22 protein-coding genes are annotated in these 22,753 nt (G+C 39.0%); 11 read left to right on the top strand and 11 right to left on the bottom strand.

The window, feature by feature from the left end:
• Window positions 1-439: 439 nt before the first annotated feature.
• The 4 genes from IQ282_RS09950 to greA all read right to left on the bottom strand — a co-directional run bounded on the left by IQ282_RS09950 (window position 440) and on the right by greA (window position 2,344).
• Window positions 440-850: a BrxA/BrxB family bacilliredoxin gene (locus tag IQ282_RS09950; protein WP_194851712.1), complete on the bottom strand. Its 411-nt coding sequence runs from the start codon at window positions 848-850 to the stop codon at window positions 440-442.
• 96 nt (window positions 851-946) lie between these two features.
• Complete coding sequence (locus tag IQ282_RS09945; protein WP_194851711.1) at window positions 947-1,462, bottom strand: ankyrin repeat domain-containing protein; 516 nt, start codon at window positions 1,460-1,462, stop codon at window positions 947-949.
• A 1-nt stretch (window position 1,463) separates the two neighbouring features.
• Window positions 1,464-1,865 carry an HIT family protein gene (locus IQ282_RS09940; RefSeq protein ID WP_194851710.1) on the bottom strand — a complete coding sequence of 134 codons (402 nt, stop codon included), beginning with the start codon at window positions 1,863-1,865 and terminating at the stop codon, window positions 1,464-1,466.
• Window positions 1,866-1,867: 2 nt separating this feature from the next.
• Window positions 1,868-2,344: a transcription elongation factor GreA gene (greA, locus tag IQ282_RS09935; RefSeq protein ID WP_194851709.1), complete on the bottom strand. Its 477-nt coding sequence runs from the start codon at window positions 2,342-2,344 to the stop codon at window positions 1,868-1,870.
• Between the two features lie 225 nt (window positions 2,345-2,569).
• Between greA and IQ282_RS09930 the strand changes: the two genes are divergently transcribed.
• The 3 genes from IQ282_RS09930 (at window position 2,570) to IQ282_RS09920 (ending at window position 4,850) form a co-directional block, all read left to right on the top strand.
• Window positions 2,570-2,998: a Rieske (2Fe-2S) protein gene (locus IQ282_RS09930; protein ID WP_194851708.1), complete on the top strand. Its 429-nt coding sequence runs from the start codon at window positions 2,570-2,572 to the stop codon at window positions 2,996-2,998.
• Window positions 2,999-3,710: 712 nt separating this feature from the next.
• Window positions 3,711-4,331: a hypothetical protein gene (locus IQ282_RS09925; RefSeq protein WP_194851707.1), complete on the top strand. Its 621-nt coding sequence runs from the start codon at window positions 3,711-3,713 to the stop codon at window positions 4,329-4,331.
• Between the two features lie 12 nt (window positions 4,332-4,343).
• Entirely contained in the window at window positions 4,344-4,850 is a 507-nt protein-coding gene (locus IQ282_RS09920; protein ID WP_194851706.1) for a YlmC/YmxH family sporulation protein, read from the top strand.
• Between the two features lie 115 nt (window positions 4,851-4,965).
• Here IQ282_RS09920 and IQ282_RS09915 read toward each other — a convergent pair whose 3' ends face one another.
• Window positions 4,966-7,110: a TonB-dependent receptor gene (locus IQ282_RS09915; protein WP_194851705.1), complete on the bottom strand. Its 2,145-nt coding sequence runs from the start codon at window positions 7,108-7,110 to the stop codon at window positions 4,966-4,968.
• A gap of 423 nt (window positions 7,111-7,533) precedes the next feature.
• On the opposite strand from IQ282_RS09915, the gene IQ282_RS09910 reads away from it, so the two are divergent.
• Window positions 7,534-7,776 (top strand): PLDc N-terminal domain-containing protein, encoded by a 243-nt coding sequence (locus IQ282_RS09910; protein WP_194851704.1) that lies wholly within the window; start codon window positions 7,534-7,536, stop codon window positions 7,774-7,776.
• A gap of 42 nt (window positions 7,777-7,818) precedes the next feature.
• On the opposite strand, the gene IQ282_RS09905 is transcribed toward IQ282_RS09910, so the two are convergent.
• The 3 genes from IQ282_RS09905 to metG all read right to left on the bottom strand — a co-directional run bounded on the left by IQ282_RS09905 (window position 7,819) and on the right by metG (window position 11,463).
• The gene (locus IQ282_RS09905; protein ID WP_194851703.1) at window positions 7,819-8,634 is read right to left on the bottom strand and encodes an SH3 domain-containing protein; all 816 of its coding nucleotides are present in this window, start codon (window positions 8,632-8,634) and stop codon (window positions 7,819-7,821) included.
• A 195-nt stretch (window positions 8,635-8,829) separates the two neighbouring features.
• Window positions 8,830-9,279, bottom strand: coding sequence for a hypothetical protein (locus IQ282_RS09900; protein WP_194851702.1), 450 nt, complete (start codon window positions 9,277-9,279; stop codon window positions 8,830-8,832).
• Between the two features lie 96 nt (window positions 9,280-9,375).
• A complete protein-coding gene (gene metG, locus IQ282_RS09895) occupies window positions 9,376-11,463 on the bottom strand; it encodes a methionine--tRNA ligase (protein WP_194851701.1) in 2,088 nt (695 codons plus the stop codon).
• Between the two features lie 116 nt (window positions 11,464-11,579).
• Here metG and IQ282_RS09890 point away from each other — a divergent pair, with 116 nt between their 5' ends.
• The 4 genes from IQ282_RS09890 (at window position 11,580) to IQ282_RS09875 (ending at window position 14,211) form a co-directional block, all read left to right on the top strand.
• Entirely contained in the window at window positions 11,580-12,227 is a 648-nt protein-coding gene (locus IQ282_RS09890) for a hypothetical protein (protein ID WP_194851700.1), read from the top strand.
• A gap of 38 nt (window positions 12,228-12,265) precedes the next feature.
• Window positions 12,266-12,856, top strand: coding sequence for a hypothetical protein (locus IQ282_RS09885; protein ID WP_194851699.1), 591 nt, complete (start codon window positions 12,266-12,268; stop codon window positions 12,854-12,856).
• Between the two features lie 86 nt (window positions 12,857-12,942).
• Window positions 12,943-13,845 carry a S66 peptidase family protein gene (locus tag IQ282_RS09880; RefSeq protein ID WP_194851698.1) on the top strand — a complete coding sequence of 301 codons (903 nt, stop codon included), beginning with the start codon at window positions 12,943-12,945 and terminating at the stop codon, window positions 13,843-13,845.
• A 3-nt stretch (window positions 13,846-13,848) separates the two neighbouring features.
• Window positions 13,849-14,211: a YraN family protein gene (locus IQ282_RS09875; protein ID WP_194851697.1), complete on the top strand. Its 363-nt coding sequence runs from the start codon at window positions 13,849-13,851 to the stop codon at window positions 14,209-14,211.
• 131 nt (window positions 14,212-14,342) lie between these two features.
• Here the strand turns inward: IQ282_RS09875 and IQ282_RS09870 are convergent, their stop codons facing one another.
• Window positions 14,343-15,419, bottom strand: a complete 1,077-nt coding sequence (locus IQ282_RS09870) for an endonuclease/exonuclease/phosphatase family protein (protein WP_194851696.1) — start codon at window positions 15,417-15,419, stop codon at window positions 14,343-14,345.
• 134 nt (window positions 15,420-15,553) lie between these two features.
• On the opposite strand from IQ282_RS09870, the gene IQ282_RS09865 reads away from it, so the two are divergent.
• Together IQ282_RS09865 and IQ282_RS09860 are read left to right on the top strand one after the other, a co-directional pair.
• Entirely contained in the window at window positions 15,554-18,394 is a 2,841-nt protein-coding gene (locus tag IQ282_RS09865) for a carboxypeptidase-like regulatory domain-containing protein (RefSeq protein WP_194851695.1), read from the top strand.
• 30 nt (window positions 18,395-18,424) lie between these two features.
• Complete coding sequence (locus IQ282_RS09860) at window positions 18,425-19,846, top strand: DUF5689 domain-containing protein (RefSeq protein WP_194851694.1); 1,422 nt, start codon at window positions 18,425-18,427, stop codon at window positions 19,844-19,846.
• Between the two features lie 102 nt (window positions 19,847-19,948).
• On the opposite strand, the gene IQ282_RS09855 is transcribed toward IQ282_RS09860, so the two are convergent.
• Window positions 19,949-20,932, bottom strand: a complete 984-nt coding sequence (locus IQ282_RS09855; RefSeq protein ID WP_194851693.1) for an endonuclease/exonuclease/phosphatase family protein — start codon at window positions 20,930-20,932, stop codon at window positions 19,949-19,951.
• Window positions 20,933-20,968: 36 nt separating this feature from the next.
• Window positions 20,969-21,805 carry an alpha/beta hydrolase gene (locus IQ282_RS09850; RefSeq protein WP_194851692.1) on the bottom strand — a complete coding sequence of 279 codons (837 nt, stop codon included), beginning with the start codon at window positions 21,803-21,805 and terminating at the stop codon, window positions 20,969-20,971.
• A 109-nt stretch (window positions 21,806-21,914) separates the two neighbouring features.
• Between IQ282_RS09850 and IQ282_RS09845 the strand changes: the two genes are divergently transcribed.
• Window positions 21,915-22,667, top strand: a complete 753-nt coding sequence (locus IQ282_RS09845; RefSeq protein ID WP_194851691.1) for an alpha/beta hydrolase — start codon at window positions 21,915-21,917, stop codon at window positions 22,665-22,667.
• Window positions 22,668-22,753: the final 86 nt, after the last annotated feature.

The following is a 22,753-nucleotide window of genomic DNA, read 5'->3' as shown; positions in this document are numbered from 1 at the left end:
TCATAAAAGTGATTGCACTTCAGTAAAATCAAAATATTACTTGAATCAATCGCTTATTTAAAACATAACTAGAAATACGCTTTCTACATAGGACAATCGCTCATTAATTCTATTTGGTGATGCTCAATTTCAAGAAGAAAAACCCTCTTGCCAACTCTAAATTACTTGCATTCATAGGCTGATTCGGTATTCATGTACCATCTTGAAATTAATTCATCAAAACGATGAAAGAAGACTCTGTAAAGTTTACGAACCCTTCATATAGATATCTCGGGAATGCAATGAGAAAAAAAAGATAGCGAGTACGTATAACGTTTATATAGGACCATAATAAACTTGATAGCGACTATTCTTCGAGAAAGTAATCAACGCTTTCTCATCTAATAAAAAAAGCATCCAGTTTCCTGAATGCTTCTTAATAAATTAACGCAATTGCTTTCTAGCAATTCTCGTTATACGCTTCTTTTAAATTTTCTGCGATCATCTCTGCAGGGCGTCCTTCAATGTGGTGACGCTCTAACATGTGAACGAGTTCACCGTTTTTGAACAATGCCATACTTGGAGAACTAGGAGGAAAAGGAACCATTGCCTGTCTTGCCGCATTTACCGCATCGCGATCAACACCTGCAAACACAGTCACTAAATGATCTGGTTTCTTGTCATTTGTTAGGGACATTTTTGCTCCTGGACGTGCATTTGCCGCCGCACAACCACAAACTGAATTTACAACAACAAGTGTTGTTCCTTCCTTGCTTAATGCATTTTTTACGGCGTCTTCTGTATATAGTTGTTCAAAACCTGCGGTTCCTAAATCGTCACGCATGGGTTGAACCATTTCTGCTGGGTACATAGTTTTAAATTTTTACAAAGGTAATGGGTGTAATTTGTTTATCACCTCCATATACCATCATTTGTTCCTATCGATAGTTTTAACAAACTGATCTCGTTATTCTTCCTCGTCTTCTTCAAGCAATTCATCCAACTCTTTTTTGTAAAGAGTTTCTGAAAGATCTTCTGCGGTGCGTTCATAAAGATTCTCAATCTCTGGGTCTGCGCCGTGTTCCATTAGCAATCGCACGAGTTTGAAATTTCCTTTAGAATTCATGAGTGCTACCCATAATGGACCATTCTCATGCTCATCCAGCAAGTTAGGATCTGCGTGATTGTTCAGCAAGATCTGTGCACAGGCTACTCTCATTTCTAGACTGCAGTGATGCAATGCGCTATAACCTATCTTATCTTGATGATTTGTATTTGCGCCACGCTTGATCAAATCTGCGAGCAGCTCATCTTTACCAAAAAAGGAAGCGTGTATCAATGCTGTCCTTCCATCAGAATCCTTTGCATCGACACCGTGGTCGTCTAGTAATTGTTGTAATTCATCGTTCGCCTCGCGATCTACTAGACTGCGTAAACGTCTCAACGCATCGAAGGGGACCAATGGTTGTTTAGGTGTTGCCATTTTAATTATACCTGTTATTAAATTGTTTATGTACTCGATCTGCAATGTCTTGCATCTCGTCTTTATCAAGAGTCACTTTATTACTAAATCTCATGTCTTCCATATCTCGCAACGGGATCAAATGAACATGCACATGCGGCACTTCTAGTCCTATAACTGATAATCCTATACGCTTGCAAGAAACTTCTTCTCGTAAACACAACGCCACTTGACGAGAAAATTGCATCAGCCCTGCATAAGATTTCTCATCCAGATCAAACAGCTTGTTCACTTCTTGTTTAGGAATGCACAAAGTATGTCCTGGCGCATTAGGGTTGATATCTAAAAAAGCAAAGAAATCTTTTGTCTCTGCAACTTTATATGATGGAATTTCTCCTGAAATTATTTTAGTGAATAAGCTCATCTCTAATCTCTGAATATTTCTAAAATCTCTAATTTGATAGTTCCCACTGGTACAGTAACCTCTGCCACATCACCCACTTCCTTACCTAGTAAACCCTGACCTATTGGGGATTCTATACTTATGTAGCCCTTTGAAAGATCTGATTCACTTTGAGCAACCAGCTTGTAATTCATAACCATATTATTGTTATGGTTTTTGATCTTCACAGTGCTATGGATCAAAGCTTTAGACAAATCTAAAGTATTTTCATCAATTATTCTAGCGTTAGAAACAACAGCGTCCAGTTTTGAAATACGCATTTCCAGCATTCCCTGGGCTTCTTTGGCGGCATCATATTCTGCATTTTCACTCAAGTCACCCTTATCGCGTGCTTCTCCTATCGCCTGTGATGCTGCGGGACGATCTACATCCTTTAATTGTTTTAATTCGTCCTTCAATTTCTTGAGACCTTCCTCCGTATAGTATGATATTTTACTCATGACACACCTTAATTAAATGATAGTTGGGTTGTTACGCTTCCGCGAAAGCGAACGGCACTTTAAATTCTGCTTTAAAATTTGATTACAAAACGCACTTGTTCCCGCTCCCACTTTTTATTATGGATAGCTACAAAACATAAAATCCCTTCATTGCTGCGGGATTTATACTGCAAATATACGAAATCCCAATAGGATCGTTATATTTTAGCACCTTAGAAAACGTTCATGAAAAAGCTATTATTCATTCTCGCCATTGCCTTACTTTTTTCCTGTGAAAAAGATGAGGGTCTGGGCAGAAACCCATTCCTGATCGACCTTTCCTTTCAAATAACTTTGAATACAGATCTTCCACAATATTCCAGCCTCAACTTTGCAGGTAACAGTGTTGTTGTCCGCAATCAGGGAATTCGCGGCTTTGTCATTTATAATTTTGGCAATGGTCAATATAGTGCCTTTGAATTAAGCGACCCTAACCATGCGCCTAATTCCTGCTCTGCAATGACGGTGAATGGCGTTACGGCCACTTGTCCCTGTCCAGACGACAACAATTCTTACGACATTTTCTCTGGACAGCCCAGCACTGGAAATAGTCAATATTCTATGAAACGCTATCGTGTTAACCGCAGTGGCAATATGATTGTTGTAACTAATTGATAATGGAAGGAATCTCATTTTGAGAAAACACAAAGCATCTATTCTATCCTTTGATCATGGGATTTAAAAGGTATCAAGCCATTAGGTTCCTTTAAGTATATTGAATTTCAATTGTGGTATTTCAAAAACCCTGTATTTGAGTCATTTCCTAATCTTAGAAAACAAAGTGCAATACAAGTAGTTCAATAAAATTATCAAAATTTTAATTCCTACGGCTTCCCGCATATCTTACCCACTTTTTTTGATGTTTTTTTCAGCAGTAATACTCCGATAGTATTCTCCCTAATTGCGATTATTTCAGCACACTCTTCTGTGGGTAATTAATTTTACCCAAAGTATTCAATATATTTTACAGAATCCTAAGGTGTCCAACACAGAACCTTTACTCGTAGCTTAACTCCATACTTGAAAAGTTAAGATTTTACTATCGGTTATATTCAAAAAAATATTAACGGCACTCAAAAAATATTTGATACCTATTAAGGATAAAAACACCCCCCCATTTTCCGAGACCTTCATTGAAAAATAAGTTCCTTCTTCTGATGAGTATCTGTAAAGAAAACAGCTCTACTTACAACCAAAACAAATATGCCGTTACCTTTATTTTCCTACGTTTTTATTTGACAATTAGAGGTTTACAACAATGTTATAAATTGAATCTATTCTAAAACAACCTACCTTGATTCCCAAATCAACTTAAATAAAGATCATTATGGCAGAAATTAAAATTGAAAAAAAGAAGCCTATCTGGCCGTGGATACTCCTTGCGGCTATAGTTCTGGCAATTATCCTCTACTTTGTTTTTTTAAACAACGATGATGATGCAACTGACGATGACATTACTACAGAACAGGTGATGGAAGATGATGCAATGGATGTCGATAATGGAGACATGAATACAGATGCAATGGCTTCTTATGATGCCGCCCTAACTAAATATTCAAATTTTATAGGAACTACAGGAGAAATGGGGATTGATCACGAATACAGTCATACTGCACTTGCCCTACTTGCAAGCGCCGTAGAAGCTAAGGCAGATGTACTCAATGTAGATGTTTCTGCAGATCTGGATCAAGTAAGAAAAAATGCAGATGCAATTACCAAACAGCCCTATGAACTGAACCACGCTGATCTAATTAAAGAAGCGGGTGAATCAATCACACGAGCGCTGGAAACAATTCAAACAGATAAGTATCCAAATCTTTCCGATGAGCTAGCTCAAGTGGAAAAAGATGTAGCTAATATTGAGAAAGAAAAGCGCACATTGAAACAAAAAGGTACTGTCAATGGCTTCTATCAGGCTGCTGAGGACTTGTTGAACAAAATGAACTAAAAAACCAAACAAATGAGCACAGATAAAAAAGATAAAAGTCTATACTACCTTGAAGAACTGAGCGACTATAAAGTGGCAAATGACGATAAGGACGTACGTGGCTGGGATGTGAAAGACACTGACAATAGAGTTATAGGTAAGGTAGCAAACCTTCTAGTAAACAAGAATACAGAACGCGTCGTTTACCTTGATGTTGAGATGGACAAATCAATTATCGAGGCCGGCTATAAACCTTACAATGCTAAGGCTAAGGATGGAGTTCACGATTTTATCAATGAAGATGGTGAAAACCACGTCATCATCCCCATAGGAATGGCAGACCTGAATTTAGATAACGAGATTGTTTCTACAAACAAGATCAATCACGACACTTTTGCACGTACCAAAAGGATGAAAAAGGGTACGCCGATTCGCAGAGAATATGAGACCATTATCCTAGATACTTACACACGTCCGGAAGAAGTAATCGTCTACCCAGAAGATGAAGCCTTTTATGACAGACAGGAATTCAAGAGATAGTCGATACATTAAATTATAAACCCGAAAATTAATTTTCGGGTTTATTTTTGTCCATTATTTTTTGGTTTCAAATAAATTATATCAAATTTTCTAGATATTAAGCCCTAACTACTTTCTAAAAAGTAACGGTAACTCCAGTCAAAAAATTAATCCGAGCCTGCGGAAACACAAAAACAGATCCTGGAAATGCGTAACCGTTCGAGGAATATTCTTCATCAAGAATATTGTTTACCAAAACACTAAACGCCACTTCTTTTACTAAATTTTTAGGCGTCCAAATGTATTGCGCATTGAAATCGCTCACAAAATAGCCTTCTAATTGTGAAATAGCATTTTCTGTATTATCCAGTTGCTGTGAACCCACATACTTAGAAAGTAAGGAGACCTCAAAACCTTCATTAAACTTATAAGTCAGTGCATTTCCTGCCACTATGGATGGTGAATAGGCAATTTCTGTGTCGCCTATGTTGGTAGGGGTTCCGTTTTCATCGTTGATAAAATCCTGATTCTGATTGCGCGACACGGCAAAATTAGGTTGTAGGAATATCTTGTCCGTAACCCTGAACTGGGCATCTATTTCCAGACCTAGCCGGTAACTATCCCCAGAGTTAGTTCGCAATGGCGTACCATTATCATCAATCGCTCCCGTGAGCACCAGCTGGTTTTTATAGTCCATAAAATACCCGTTGATATTGATATTGAAATCTGGTTTTGAAATGCGATAACCCAGTTCGTAATCTAGTAAATCTTCCGGTTCTGGCGTGCCGTCCTTAAAATCAGAACGGCTGGGCTCGCGTTGCGCTCTTGCGATACTAGCATAAATTCTATTACTGGCGTTGACATTATAAACCGCTCCCGCTTTAGGATTAAAAAACGCATAATCCTCGTCAGTTACAAAATTGGCTATTTTAGAATCTGGACCTAGAGTTTCATAGCTTATCAATCTCATTTGTAAGTCTGCAAAAAGGGATAGTTTCTCTGTAATTGTAAAGTTCGCTTTCGCGAAAGCGTTATATTCCTGCTTATCAGAAACATTACTATAATACCGGAAAGATCGTTCTGGCAGCTGGATAAATTCACCGGCTAAAACTTCTCCATAGTGAAGGCCATCATACTGGTTAGCAGCAAGTCCAAAACTGGCATCCACAACGCTGTTTTTGTAATTTAAATTTGAGACAATCCCATAGAATTCATTGTCTAACCAGCGTCTGGTTTCCAGATCACTGCGTTCCACAAGTTGTCCGTTATTTGTAAAAGTGGGCAAGTTGTATCTTGTCAGTCGGGCGTCGTCTTGAAGTTCCTGGAAATATCCTCTTCCCTTTGTATAATGAACGGTGGCACTGGCGCTCCAGTTATTATTAAACCTATGACTTAATAAAAGCTGATAATGATCTTGATTGTAGTTATCTACTTGATCATTATAAAATTTCTCGTTGCCGGCGGCATCAATATAAAACCCAGCGAAATTTGCCGTACGATTCGTTTTTAATGTTTCTAGATCAACTCCATAATAGGCTTGATAGGTGCGTTCCTGACCACCAAAAATAGTCGCTTTTATAAGCGTTTTATCACCCACATAAGCTCCAGAAATATAGTAGGATTTCAGGTTGCTATCAGCGCGATCGATAAACCCATCACTATAAACTTGTGACGCACGTCCATTAAATTCCCAACGATCATCGAGGAGTCCGGTAGTGAACTGAATACTATGTTTTCTAGAATTGAAGGATCCTATGGAGTTTGAAACAGCAACCTGAGCCTCTTCACTGTAGTCTGTGGTTTTGATATTCAAACTCGCACCGAATGCGCCGCTACCGTTTGTACTTGTACCTACACCACGTTGCAATTGCAAGCTCTCTACACTGCTAGCAAAATCTGGAAGGTTTACCCAGAATGTTCCTTGTGATTCTGAGTCATTATAAGGAACCCCATTGAGTGTCACATTAACCCTAGTGGCATCGCTGCCTCGCACCCGTATTCCCGTATAGCCTATTCCCGCACCAGCGTCGCTGGTGGTGACTACGTTAGGCAAGTAACTTAGTAAAATGGGAAGGTCCTGACCCAGGTTTCTAGATTTAAGATCTTCCTTAGTCACGTTTGAGAATGTGACCGGGTTATCCTTAGTAACCCTGGTGGCTTTAAGAACGATCTCGTTGAGTTTTTCCGCTTTGGTCGTGTCCTGCGGCTGTTTGTTTTGTGCTGTTACCGTGCTGGTTAGTGTTAACGCAACGGCAATTACAGCGACTGAAAAATGTTTCATGTGAACTTGATTAAGTTCAAATAAAAGGGGCATTTATTCGGTCTGGTTAAAATAAAATGTTTGAGAGGATTCTCTTTATTTGATGACTGAAGATTAACTGCTTACGAAATTATCTCGAGCACTTTTACAGGCTCAGTGTGACAATATACTGCAAACGATCAACGCTTAGTTTTCAAAATCCCTTGGCAGCATTACCTGCCCAGGTTCCTCGGGTATAATCTCAGCCTTTATTTCTAAAAGCACCCCTTGAGATGGTTCAAAGGTAGAAACAAAATAAAAAATAAAGAGACAATCAGACAAATGCTTTTGGGGAATATTTTTACCGGTAAGATCCTCAATGATAAACTCCCTTCTAATAAAAGCAAATTGATTTATGGTAAAATCTTATTACCTTAGAAAATCTAAATCAGAATAAATTTTATTATGCTACCAATGTTTTCCACTTCTCTATTTGTTTTTATCGCACTAGCTATAGTGGGTTTATGGATCTATTCAATTGTTGATATTGCCAGAAGCCGTTTTCAGAACGAGAACAATAGGATCATTTATTTACTTGTAGTGATTTTTGCGCCGTTGATAGGAGTGCTTTTATATCTAGCGCTATGGCAAAAGGAGAAGGTGAGGGAGTTCCCTCGAGATGAATTCAGGAACCACTTGCGCAGATAAATAGATTCTTATCGCACTTTAAACGAGCTTCTCAATATTTTTTCAGCGGTAATCAAAGGGTTTGATGGGTTCTTTCAAGCTTCCGTTTTCCAATCTGTATTCTCGTGACAGTTTTACCGTACGGTATTCATTTTTTGACTCATCGATAGACTCACTTTGCTCTCCTATAAACACTATGGAATTAGGCACTCCATTCTCATGATTAGGCAATATGAATTCCTCATTAAGACTAAAAATCCCAGCATCACTCACGGAATGTGCATTTCCTATCAGTTTTATTTTCTTATCCTTGAGATTAAAAGAGTGAAGAGAGTAACCGCCTTCCACGCCACAAGCTTCGGCTGTATAATCTACCCTAACTAAATGATCAATTCCAGATAACCCCTGACTGTTCATAAGCTTGACTTGGATTTCTGATGTGAGTAATTCTTGAAAACCTAAATCAGTATAACCGCCTTGCTTGTGAGCTTTTCTATAAGACAATCCCGTTTTTTCTCCTTCCATTCGGTAGGTGTATAGCAAGCTGCTTCCATCCTTCAAATTATCGCTATTTAAAGCAAGCAGTCCTGAAGCTATGTACCCAATAATCATATCTTTGGTACCTATCTTGAACCATGGTAACTCTAGACCACCGCTAACGTCAATCTTATTAGTCGCAACCTCTAATACTGTAACACGAGTATTGATAGGTAGATTCCCAACTATCTCACTTCCTGAATCTGGAGCTTTACGCAAATTCACATTGTCACCGAAAGTATAATACACATCTCCCTTAGATGGCTCATTATTTAAGGAATGATAAGGTTGTGCTATTATTAGAATAGGCAGAATAAATATAAAAAAGAGTATACTTTTCATTTGATGAATTTGTGGTAACAAATATCGATATTCAGAGCGGTAAATAATAGCTTAGGTAATTAGGCATTTTCAAAAGGGTGGACTTAAGCCCATTCTTTTGAAAAGTAAAGCAAACTAAAACTGGAGTTTAGCTTGGGCAATCCACAGTTTAATATTAAAATCTGAATCTAGTTAAAGTTTCGGTTGAAGAGTTCGTTAACGAGGTTCCACGTATTTGAATTTTTCCCATTTTTCAGGCAGCTCATTCGTGACTTCTAATTTGTTTGAAGTAATATTTGGTTTGATTTTAATGACTTTAGTTTGCTCGTCAATTGTGACCTCATGGTTGCTTCTCATGTTTACGACATCTAGATGCAGCACATCAAACTTATAATTTCCTTCTTTAAGATTCACAATAACATATTCTGAACCGCGCAACTGACCTAAAGCTTTGTCATTAATCCAGATATTAAGACGTTCTGTATTGTCTGCTTTATGAAATACGTTAGAACCGTTATAGATCAGAATCGTTCCATTCCCTAGATCTTCTAATTTCACGTTTTCCCGCTCCACCTTTTTATTATTAAACTCTGACGGAATGGGCTTCAATGCACAAGAAGTCAAGAGTGCAAAGGCTGCGAGTAGGAATAAATTTTTAAATTTCATAAGACTAATGTAAACAAGAAATATAGATACTTTTTTCTGAACAGCAGACTCAAAAAAAGTTTTACAAAAGGTGGACTTAAGTCCACCCTTTGGAAACTATGCTATCGTAGCCCCATTCACAACCGCATCATCTGGATTCACAAAAACCAATTTCCCTTCTGGGTCTTCCGCAAGTAAAATCATTCCTTGGGATTCTACGCCCATTAATTTTCTGGGTGCGAGATTTGCGAGAACGGTTACTTTTTTTCCAACCAATTCCTCTGCAGTGAAAAATTTAGCGATTCCTGAAACGATGGTCCTTTTATCTATTCCAGTGTCTACGGTCATGACCATCAACTTATTGGATTTTGGCAATTTTTCTGCTGTTAGGATCTCTCCTACGCGCAGGTCCATTTTCATAAAATCATCGTAGTTGGTTTCTTCTTTCTGTGGCATAAGATTAGGTGTTGTGGATTTATTGGATGCTTTTGTAGCTTCCAATTTTGCAAGCTGAGCTTCTATTTGTTCATCCTCAATTTTTGAGAATAGCAATTCGGCTGGATTGATTTTGTAGCCGTGGTGTAGTAATTCCTGCTTTTCAGAAACATCGTTCCACTCGATTTTAACCAAATCGGCACGCAATCGGGCTGCAGGATTTGATGCGATGTTCAGCATGTCTTGAAGTTTTTTTGCGGTGTGAGGCAGGAAAGGCTCAGCAAGAATAGCTAGTGCTGCCGCAATTTGTAGGCCTACAAACATTACTGTTTTCACACGTTCTGGATCAGTTTTGATGACTTTCCAGGGTTCTTCATCGGCTAGGTATTTGTTTCCTAGTCTGGCTAGGTTCATAAATTCGCTTGCGCTTTCACGGAAGCGGTAACGTTCTAAACTGCTTTCTATGCTTGCTGGAAATGCTTGAACCGCTGCTAGCGTCTCTTTGTCCACTTGAGTGAACTCCCCAGCTTCTGGCACAACCCCATCGTAATATTTGTGTGTCAATACGAGCGCGCGGTTTATGAAATTACCTAAAATTGCGACCAGCTCATTATTATTTCGCGCCTGAAAATCTTTCCAGGTAAAGTTATTGTCTTTGGTTTCTGGTGCGTTTGTGGTCAACACATATCGCAGTACATCCTGTTGTCCCGGGAAATCCTCGAGGTATTCATGCAACCACACCGCCCAATTGCGTGATGTGGAAATTTTATCGTCTTCAAGATTCAAGAACTCGTTTGCAGGAACATTATCTGGCAGGATGAACTCGCCGTGGGCCTTTAACATCGCAGGAAAGATGATACAGTGAAAAACAATGTTGTCCTTACCTATAAAATGTAGCAGTTTAGTATCCTCGTTTTTCCAGTAATCCTCCCAATTCTTACCTTCCCGTTCTGCCCATTCCTTAGTAGAAGAAATATAACCTATGGGTGCGTCAAACCAAACGTAAAGAACCTTTCCGTCAGCACCTTCCACGGGAACTGGGATTCCCCAGTCCAGATCGCGGGTTACCGCGCGTGGCTTTAAACCATCTGTGATCCAGCCTTTTACCTGACCTAGAACATTTGTTTTCCAGTCATTGGCATGACCTTCCACAATCCACTCATTCAACCAGTCGCTGTATTGATCCAGTGGTAAAAACCAGTGTTTAGTTTCCTTTAGTTCAGGAACATTTCCTGTAATGGCGCTTTTAGGTTCGATCAAATCTGTTGCATTATGGCTGGTGCCGCAACGCTCACATTGATCGCCATAGGATTCTGGATTTCCACATTTGGGACAAGTTCCTACTACAAATCTATCAGCTAGAAACTGGTTTGCTTCTGGGTCATACAATTGTTCTGTGACCTGCTCTATAAATTTGCCGTTGTCGTATAATTTGGTAAAGAAATCACTGGCGGTATCATGATGAACCTGCGCTGTGGTACGGCTGTAATTGTCAAATGAAATACCAAATTCGGCAAAGGAATCTCCTATTATTTTATGATAACGATCTACGATTTCCTGAGGGGAAACACCTTCTTTTTTAGCCTTCAAGGTGATAGGCACGCCATGTTCATCACTTCCACAAATAAAAGCGACATCATTACCTTTCAATCGCTGGTAACGTGCATAAATATCTGCTGGAACGTAAACGCCGGCAAGATGTCCTATATGAACGGGTCCATTTGTATATGGCAGCGCCGCAGTAATCGTAAATCGTTGTTGTTTGCTCATGAAATCATGTAAAAGAGGGCAAATTTACAATATAAGTGGCAGCTTTAAAGTTCTAATAGAAGCTGTAAAAAGTGTAAATTGTTAGCTTTCGCGAAAGCGTAATATTCACAACCTCAATGAAAAATTTTATATTTTTAATATTACTAGTATTGGTTGCAAGCTGTAGCGACGTATCCCAAGATACTCCCATAAATGCGAGTCAAGGAGATGTAGGTCCTTTAGATCCCTCTTTATTTGCAAATGAAACCGAGGAAGAAGCATCCTACTGGTCTATTGAAAACCTAGTAGAATCACTTGAAAATGATACGATGGATCAGGATTATCCAGAATTGTCAATGAAGGATGACACCATGATTTCAGGAGAAGGAACCGTGAGACGTGTGGTGAAGATTATCGCCGGTGACACGCCTAATGAGTTGGTTGTATCTTATGACGGGAATAAACCATTCCAATTAATGTACGGCAGTCGTGGAAAATGGCGCACAAAACATTCTATCTATATAGGTTCTCCTGTGGAGGCTTTAAATAAAGTCAATGGCAAACCCATAAAATTCGGTGGGTTTGGATGGGAATATAGCGGTCTTGTGCGTTTTGAAGGAGGCGCCATTGATGCAAGCTCCTACGACATGTTTATAGCGCCTGATAAAAAAAATGTTTCCGAAGATGCTGCTTTTGAGTTTCTGGGAAGTGATTTTTACAGATCTGATGCGCCTGATGTTGAAAAACTTCATCTTTACGTCTCCAGCATTACCTATAAGTTTTAAAAGCACCGTTATCTTTGCCGCCCATTAATATGGATTTCATGAAAAAATTATTGATACTATTAGTTGCTATCGTCCTCATATCTTGTAAAGACGATGAAGAACCGGTAAATCCTTGGAACGCAGAACATTTAGCAACTCTTATTTCTAATGGTTCTGATTGGGAAAAAGAATATAGCGATGCAAATATCTTGACAGAGACTAAATTCATGAATGAGTTTAATGCTGACAAAACTGTAAAAACGCTCTACCCAGAAACGGAAGATGAGCTGGTAGTGATTTTTAACGGAAACAAGCCAGAGCAGCTATACTGGTTTAAATCAGGCAGCTGGACAACACCATACGGGACTGTAGGTGATCCCATTACTGTATTAGAAAAAGCAAACGGAGCCGGTGTTCAATTCTATGGACTGGGATATGATTTACCCGGAAAAGTAAAAATCGACTCAGGAAAGCTCGCAGGAAAGGATATTACTTTTGCCGTGCGACCTACTTCAGATATTATTCCCACAGAATATTACAGCTATAATAGTTTTGATGCTTCTAATCCTAAATCTAAAGATCTCAAACTTTACATTACTAGGGTTCAAATGGGCCTTCCTATAAAAATGACCTCTCAATCTGGTGAGTAGTTAACCTTTCTCCGTTAGCTTTTTAAGTGTTCATTTTATGCAGTACCTAAGATTTCGTATTTTTCGGTAACCTTCTAAATGAATACATGCCAGAATTACTAGCATTTCCAACTCTCGAATTAAACTCCCATATTAGAATCCTTTGTACCGCAAGAATTGCCAGTATTGAAAAACTGGCACCAGCAATTGGCTGGTTGAAATCACAAGGTTATAAAGTAAGTCTGGGAAAAACAATAGGTAAAAAGCACCATCAATACGGTGGTACAGATCAAGAACGTCTTGAAGATTTTCAAGAAGCGCTTGAAGATCCTAACGTTAACGCGATATGGATTGCACGTGGCGGCTACGGCAGTATAAAAATTGTGGATTCTATCGATCTGAGTGTTTTAAACGGCAACAACAAGTTATTACTGGGATATTCAGACGTTACTAACCTGCATGGATTATGGCAGAGAAATGGTTTACAAAGTGTTCATTGTTTCATGCCACAAGAATATTATGAAAAGCCTGAAGAAGTCTTGCGCGGCTGGAACCGTGTTGTTTCTGGTGGTAAACAATCTTTAACACTAGAAAATAATCAGGATCTACCAGCGCAATCTATAATAGCTCCTATTGTAGGTGGTAATCTATCGGTTTTATTAAGTATGCTGGGGTCATCCACCTTTCCAGATGTTGAGGATCACATTCTTTTTATTGAAGATCTGGATGAATATCTTTATCACATAGATCGATTGATGACTACCTTGAAGCGTGCTGGTAAATTAGATAATCTCAAAGCATTACTAGTAGGTGGCATGACAGACATGAGAGATCACGAGATTCCATTTGGGCAGACCGTAAAAGAAATTATCAGCGCTCATACCGGTAGCTGCGATTATCCCGTTATTTTTGATTTTCCAGCTGGGCATGGGATTGATAACTTCAGTTTTGTACTGGGCAAATCGACTGCGATTGACATCCGCGAGAATAATATTACTATTTCTCAATAACACATGGCTGACCATAACGATCTAGGTGATATAGGCGAGCAAATGGCAGCAGACCACTTGTTGAAGAAAGGCTATCAAATCCTAGCGCGCAATTATGTGTATTTAAAAGGAGAGGTTGATATCATCGCAAGAATTGAAAATACGATCGTTATTGTGGAGGTAAAAACGCGGTCAACACCAGATTTTGGTGATCCGCAAGATTTTCTCAAACCAGCACAAATAAAAAGACTAGTAGAAACGGCTCATCATTTTGTAGAAGAGCTAGAAGAAGAAGATCTAGAAGTGCGCTTTGATATTGTTGGGATTATAAAAAACAGAGCCGGAGTTAAGGTGGAACATTTGGAAGATGCTTTTTACCATTTTTGAAAACAGTGCTTTTCCTAAGCCCTATTTTGAGCATCAAGTTTAAGTCGATTCTTATCACGGAAATCCTAGCTTAAAACAGCATCATTTTTTTCATGCTTTACCACTTCCTGAGCACGCACAACAACACCGACTTACTTTTTTCCTGTTTTAATTTCCCTTACCAGATAAACAAAAACCGGGAAGTGATCGCTGTAACCATCGGCAAAAACATTCCCTATAAAACTGCGGTGCGGGTATCCTTTATATCGTCCTGTTTTATTAGTCAAAAACCCAGGATTGTAGATATGTGCCTGCCAGTATTTATAACCCGTTTGTTGTGCTTCCTGCAGTAAAGGATAGGTAAACGTAATTTGATCAAACAAATTTCCAGAATCTCTGTAAGCTAGAGTGTTGTAACCATCTTTATGCATCTGACTATATGGATTATAGATCATTTGCGGTCTTATTTTCTCGCGGTCTCTTTCTGCCTTTAGAATATCCTTGAGACTCTCATTTGTAGGATCATCATTGAAATCTCCCATGATAAATATTTTAGACATGGCATCGATACTGTGCAAGCTATCAACGATCGCTTTGTTCAATGCAGCAGCGGCATTACGCTTACTGCGACTTTTCTGTTCACCACCGCTACGGGACGGCCAGTGATTGACAATAAAGGTCATTTTATCACCGTTGAGTTCGCCAGTTACTATAATTGGGCTGCGGGTATAGATGCGATGCCCATCTTCTGTATCATAAATAAACAGCTCTTTTGAGGCAGCGTTTAAAATCCTGAACTCGCTCTTCCTATATACAAACCCAGTGTCAATACCGCGACGGTCTGGAGATTCAAAATGCTCGATCCCATAATCAAATTCTTTAAGTAATGGATGATTGACAAGATCCACAAGGACCTTACGATTTTCTACCTCACAGACCCCAACAATGGCTGGTGCCGACTCAGATTTCTCAGCGCCTAATTTGCGGATAACGCGCGCCATGTTAGTCAATTTCTTGTCGTAAACTTCCTCTCTAATACCTGGATCGAGCTCCATCATTGGGCTGGCCTCGTCATTCAATGTTACATCATCAACAGTGTCAAAAAGATTCTCAAGATTATAAAACGCTACCGTTTGCACTCGATACTCTTTAGTTGCTTCGGTTTGAGCAAGCATCGCTTTCGCGAAAGCGAAATAAATTAAAATACTACAAATCAAATATTTAAGCATTACATCGGTTTTTTTGCGTTTATGTCTGTGCTTTGACAAACTCTTAAGGTAAAATCTAACTCAAAGGTACGATCTTGATTATTAATACATTACATTGCCCAACACTTCAGAAATTATCAAAATATTAACATTGCATGAAACCGTTATACTCAAGGTGTGTACTGGCTATTGCCGTGCTTTTTTGCTCTCTAGGTGTCTCACAAAACCTACTCAAAGGAAGGGTTCTTGATGAAATTACAGAAGAACCTATTCCAGGCGCTCTCGTTTTAATAAGAGGTTCACAAATTGAAATGACTACGGATGCGCAAGGTTATTTTGTGTTCTCAAAGCAGATTGAGCAAGGTGATCAAATGCTTATTATTGAATCTAACAACTACCTAACGCGTAACATTCCTATAATTATAGTTAAGGGTGAGACTGTAAACATCAATCCGCTTTACTTGCAAATCGATGATGTCCAGCGTGAGCAAGCTCTAGGTATAATTTCCCTAACAGAAAATGATCTGGCGGAAGATGAGAATGCCGCAAACAATATTTCTGGCATGTTGCAATCTATTAAAGATCAGTTTTTAAGAGCAGCGGCGTATGATTTTAGCGCTACTTTTTTTAGGCCTCGAGGTCTTAATAGCGAGGATGGCAAAATTCTCATCAATGGTCTGGAGATGAATAAGCAGTTTTCTGGCCGGCCTCAATGGTCTAATTGGGGTGGAATCAATGATCTGCAGCGCAATCAAACTTACACCATGGGATTGACGCCGGCTGATGTCACATTTGGCGGATATGGCGGTGTACAAAGTTTTAATATGAGAGCGTCCCAACAACGTTCTGGATCGCAAGTTTCCTATGCATCTGCAAATAGAAGTTACCGTCACCGTGTTATGGCTACCTATAAAAGTGGGCTACTCAGCAGTGGCTGGGCTTATGCTATTACTGCTTCACGTCGTGCCGGAAAAGAGGGATCTGTGGAAGGAACACTTTATGATGCTAATTCTCTAAGTATAAACGTAGAGCGAAAATTGAATGAAAATCACTTCCTCAATTTTACGGGAATCTATTCTAAAAATCGAACCGGACGTAGAACTGCCATTACAGAAGAGATTAAAGATCTCAAAGACATAGATTACAATCCATTCTGGGGAATACAGGATGGAAAGCAACGGAATTCTAGAATTCGCGAGATTAATGAGCCTATCTTAATGCTCAATCACTACTGGGACGTTGAACCTAAGATACAGTTGAACACGAATATTTCGTACCAATTCGGCCATATAGGGAATACCAGAATCGACAACGGCGGGACCAGGCTTATTACATTTCAAGGTCAAAACGCTTATCTAGGTGGTGCAAACAATCCTAATCCAGATTATTATCAAAACCTTCCCAGCTATTTTTTAAGAAACGGAACGAATTCTGCAAACTTAGCTTCAGCATTTCTGGCAGAACAGGATTTTATAAATAATGGTCAACTGGACTGGTTAGAGCTTTACAATGCAAATGAACTTGTTCGAACCACAGGCGGCAATTCTATTTATATCATTCAAGAAGATCGCATTGACGATAAACAAATCCAGGCGAGTAGCATTTTAACCGCAGATCTAGCCGATCATATTCTTCTAACTGCTGGAATCAATTATCGCGATTTAAGCAGTGATAATTATGCACAAGTTCAAGATCTGCTTGGAGGAATCGGCTATCTAGATGTTGATTTTTTTGCTGAGGAAACCACCCAGATAACTCAAGATCAAGCCGCTCAATCTGATCTAAAAAATCCCAACAGGATTGCAACGGTAGGCGATCGCTACAAATTCAATTACATAATTGATGCAAATGTGCTTTCATCATTTGCACAAACACAATTTAGAACGAAAAAAGTGGACTTTTTTATGGCTGGGACTGCTACGAAAACCAGTTACCAGCGTGATGGAATATTTGAGAATGGGAATTTTGTAGGTAACGAGTCCTTTGGTAAAAGTGAAAAAGTCAGTTTTACAGATTTCGGCTTTAAGGGTGGAGCTACTTATAAAATTAACGGTATCAATCTCATAAATGTCAATGCTGCCTACATTACCAAAGCTCCCTACATCAGGAATACTTTTGTCAATGCTCGTCAGAATAACTTAATCGTGGATGGCGTAGAATCTAGTCAAAGTTATAGTCTAGATGCAAGCTATATTTATAGGTCACCACTTGTAAAAATACGTTTGACGGGTTACTATCTGGCGTTTGAAAATGAAAATGACTTAGGTTTTTATTTTACAGAAGACTTGACTGGACTCCCCAGTGATGATGGAGCTGCATTTGTGCAAGAGGTTCTGACAGGTGTCGGAAGACAAAACATGGGTTTAGAATTAGGTGCGGAGTATCAAATTACACCCACGATCAAAGTAAAAGGAGCTTTAGCTCTAGGCCAAAACACATATACTAATAATCCCAACCTTTACTTAACTAGTGATGATTTTGAAGGACAGCTCACGTTTGGTGACGGAAAGACAAAACTTAAGAATCTACATGTGGCAGGCGGTCCAGAAACGGCGGCGCAATTAGGTTTTGAATATCGTGATGCTGAGTATTGGAATATAGGCGCTACCGTCAATTACTTTGCAAATGCATATTCAGACATCAGCAATCTGCGACGGTCTGATAATTTTTCGCTTGATTTTGACCGACAGCCGTTTTCTGATTATGATGCAGATCTTGCAAAGCAACTATTAAAACAGGAACAGTTTGATGATTACATGCTGGTTAATATAATAGGGGGGAAATCTTGGAGAATCGGCGGGAAGTATGTGGGGTTCTTTTGTGTTGTAAATAATATTATGGCCCAAGAATATAAGACAGGAGGCTTTGAGCAATCTCGCAATTCAAACTTTCGATCTGTCAGAGATGATAAAAATAATCCCAGAGAAGTATTTGCGCCGCGCTATTTCTTTGGGAATGGAACCAGTTATTATTTAAGCGTATATCTAAGATTTTAAATACTTAATAAATAGTTTAAAGAACAGAAAATGAAAAAATTATATCCTCTTTTAATCTTACTATTTATTGTCTTCATAACCTCATCCTGTATTGAGGATGATGATTTTACCGTTCCAGTTACTAGCGAGGTTGTGCTTGATGCTCCAGTAGGTACGGTTGATATTCAAAAGATTATTAATCAATACGAAAACACTTTTGCCGGTCGCCAGCCTATACCTATAACCTTTTTAGAGAATGCTGGCTATATAGAAGGTTACGTAATCTCCAGCGATGAAGCCGGGAATTTTTTCAAAGAACTGGTCATTCAAAACCAAGCCGAAAACCCGACTGTAGGCGTCAACGTCAAGATTGATGTGGCTCCTTTATTCACCCGTTTAGAATTTGGTCGTCGGGTATATATTAAGTTGGATGGATTGACCTTAAGTGAGGCCAACGGTGTTTATGCGCTAGGTTTTGGAACTGAACTTAATGGGATACAAGCTGCTAGATTTGATGATTATATTATTAGAGATGAAGAAACAGTGACTATTGTCCCTAAAGAATTATCGCTTTCTGATGTTTCTAGTTTGCATGAAAATCAATGGGTGCGTTTGTCAAATGTGCAATTTGCTGACGATGAGCTGGGCAATTCATTTGCTTCAGAACTAGGTGACACCTTCGATGGAGATAGAAAATTAAAAACCTGTGAAGAATTCTTTATCGATCCCATCATCTATCAAACCTCCACCTTTGCAGACTTTAAGGCTGTGAAGATTCCCAATGGAAGCGGTTCTGTAAATGCAATTGTATCCCGTGATTTTAAAGATGAGTTCTTTGTTCTCAACTCAAACAGTCCAGAAGATTTTGATTTTGATCCAGCCATTAGATGTGAATTTCAGGTTATTCAATGTGGAATAGCAGACGGGCCGGGTGAAATCGTACTTCTTGAGGAAACATTTGACTCTGAAATTAAAAACAGACCTACTACACCTGCTGGTTGGACTAATTTTATAGAATCAGGAACAACGAGCTGGAAAAATTACCTTAACGAGGAGACGAACAATCCTGGAACGAGAGTTACAAACTTCGGTTCAAAAGATGAGAGTTCTATAGCGTGGTTGATAACGCCACAACTCAATTTTGACTCGCAAACTGGCGAAGTTCTTAACTTTATTTCCTCAAATAGCTTCCCAGACGGATCTGTACTTGCGGTATTGTTTTCTGACAATTGGGACGGTACATCTGCAGGCGTAGGAGCTGCGACGTGGAATCCGTTAGCAGATACTACCGTAATTCCTAACACTGCTAGTTCTAACGTTTTTATTTCTTCAGGAAATATCTCGTTAGAATGTCTTGCTGGAACAGGAGCTATCGCTTTTAAATACATAGCCAGCGAGTCTGATGCTAGCGGCAGAGACGGCGCCTTTAATGGCACTTATGAATTAGACGACGTGAAGATTACCAGTGATTAAGTTGGAAATTGCTTATGATTTATGGGCCAATTTGCTAGCAGGATTGCTAAGGATGATTCCGCTTTCGCGAAAGCGAAATCCTCCCCAATTTATTCAGGTCTTCTAATTGCGTCGCAACACGGCGTATACGGGAAAATGATCACTGTAGCCTCCTGCATAGCGGCTTCCTATAAATGTACGTGCTGGTTGACCGCGATATTTTCCCTTCCATTGCCGCAACATGATATCGTCAAAAATATCTGCTTTATGTAAGAAAAGACTGCCAGGAATATCATTATGAAGATTATTACTTACCATTATTTGATCGAAAAGATTCCATTTAAACTTATGGCTGAGCGATCCACGATGTCCTTTTTTTAATGGAGCCGTAACATTATCAAATCCATAGGGAAGGATTCCGTTTTTTATGCTGTCATTATCTGGGTCATCGTTAAAGTCACCCATGATCATGATAAAAGTATTGTCAGTATCTTGCTTTTTTTCTCTGTTATGATCTGGGTCAATGCTGTCAATGTGCTGCATGAGCTGGCGAGCAGCAATCTCTCTCTTGTAGTTTGTAGACCCTGAACCATCACGCCTGGATGGCCAGTGATTTACATATATATGAAGAACTGTTTCTGCCATTGTCCCCTTGACGTACAAAATATCCCTAGTTGTATCGCGGTGTCCATTTTCATTCTGAATGAATAATGTAATGGGCTTTGCCTCTAGAACTTGAAAAACATCCTTGCGGTATAATAAAGCAACATCAATCCCGCGCTCGTCAGGACTGTTGAAGTGTATATAATCATATTTAAAGTGCTTTAATTTAGGTTGATCGATCAGATCATTGAGCACTTTCTTGTTCTCCACTTCGGCTAGGCCTATGACTGCTGGTGGTTTACCTGTATATTCAGTTCCTATTTTACTTATGGCGTCGCTTAGCTTTTGAAGCTTTTTAGAATACCTGTTCTCCGTCCATTCATTGCGACCCACTTTTGTGAAATCATCATCTAGAATATGTTGATCGTTCTGGAAATCAAATAAATTTTCAACATTATAGAAACCTACGGTATATTGCTCAAATGCATCTGTGGGAATGGCCAAATTTCAGTTTTGATCAAAACTAATCATTAACAAGCACTAATTGTATTCATCCTCTTCTTCCATAAAGCACACCATCCTCTTATAAACTGCATCAGACGCTAGATCATGTCCTAAACCTTGAGTAAAGAATGTTTCAATATTAGATTTTCCATGAGTAGATTCTTTGATAGGTACGATATCGCAGACTTTGTCATCTTCATCATGAATAACTAAAACGGGCTTTTTCACGTTTTCAAAAAAAGAATCGAGTTTGATTTCTCTAGCTGGAATACGGGTAATATTAGCGGAAACATAACGATCCAAATTCTCCATAACTTGAGGATTTACACCTACAATACGCTGGAAGAAAAAATAGATTTGCTCCATCCCCATAGGCGCACCAGTGATGATGAATTTGTTAACAGCAACTTTTGGATTGTCTAAATAAAGATAATTGATAACAAGAGCCCCTAAAGAATGTCCTACAATAGCGTGGATATCCCCAGCAGATTCTATCGTTTGTACCACAAATTTTCTGTAGATCTCAAGATGTATGGAATCTCCAGCACTGCGTCCATGGGCAGGAGCATCAATGGCATAACAGGTATATTTCTCAAGATCGAGCAGTTCTACTATAGGAGCCCATCGCGCAGAGTGACTTTTCCAGCCGTGCAAAAAAAGTAAATTTTTAGGTCCGGTTCCTATTTTATAAATGGTGGCCTCATAACCGTCAGTGTACAACTTTGTTTGCTTTGCCGCGTCTAGAAAAGCATTGGGTTCTTTTTCTTTATGGACTTGCTTCACTTTGCAGAGCAAATGAAAAGCATAGCGTCCATTCCAATTTTTAAAAATTCCAGCAGTATTGTTCAGCAAAAAGCTGAAAAACTTAATCATGAGTTGTGATTTTTAATCGATTTTAAGCATTCAAAGATACTGGTAGCGATCTAAAAACAGAGCGCTTTATGATTATTGAAACTACCTTTGTCACACACAACTCCTTTTTATGTTACAGCTTTCCCATCAATTGATATCCGGTTCTGGTTCTACCATTTTATTTTTACATGGGTTTTTAGGCAGTTCGAAACAATGGAAAATGATCGCTGATCATTTTAAGGGAACTCATCAGATTCTGATGGTAGATCTTCCAGGTCACGGCGACAGTAATGAGACTTGTGATTACACCATCATGGATGTTGCAGACAGCATCAACACTATATTGCAGCAATATAAAATTACGGCCATTCATTTTATAGGTCATAGTATGGGAGGTTATGTGGGTTGCGCTTTCGCGAAAGCGAACTCTGAAAAATTATTATCTCTCCACTTAATTAACAGTTGCGCGGCAGATGATTCAGACGATAGAAAATCACAACGCAACCGGTCTATAAAACTTATTGAGAAATACCCTGACGCTTTTCTGAGCATGGCTATCGGTAATCTATTTTCCAAAACGGAAAGACAAACTTATCAACACGCCATCGATCAAATGAAGACAGAGGCGCAGAAGATGTCAACCGGTAGTATTAAACAAGCCATAGGAGCCATGCGAGATAGAAATTCCCAAGTCGATGCCTTAACATATTCAAGGTTTGCTGTTGCCTATTTTTACGGGTCGCACGATACGGTTATTCTAAAAAAAACGATAAAAGAGGAGATTAATATCCTAAGTGCATCATGCGTGGAATTAGATTCTGGTCACATGAGTCTAATCACGCATCCACAGGAAATTATGGAAAAACTGTCTTTCATCGATTAATTCATGCGTTAATCTTGTTTTGTGAATAACTTTTATTAGTTTTAACATATCATTAATTACGCAATTAGAATTACTGCCAAATGCCT

Source organism: Nonlabens antarcticus, assembly GCF_015356755.1.
In the GTDB taxonomy this organism is placed as follows: Bacteria; Bacteroidota; Bacteroidia; order Flavobacteriales; family Flavobacteriaceae; genus Nonlabens; species Nonlabens antarcticus.
This window is presented reverse-complemented; position numbering and strand designations above follow the sequence as displayed.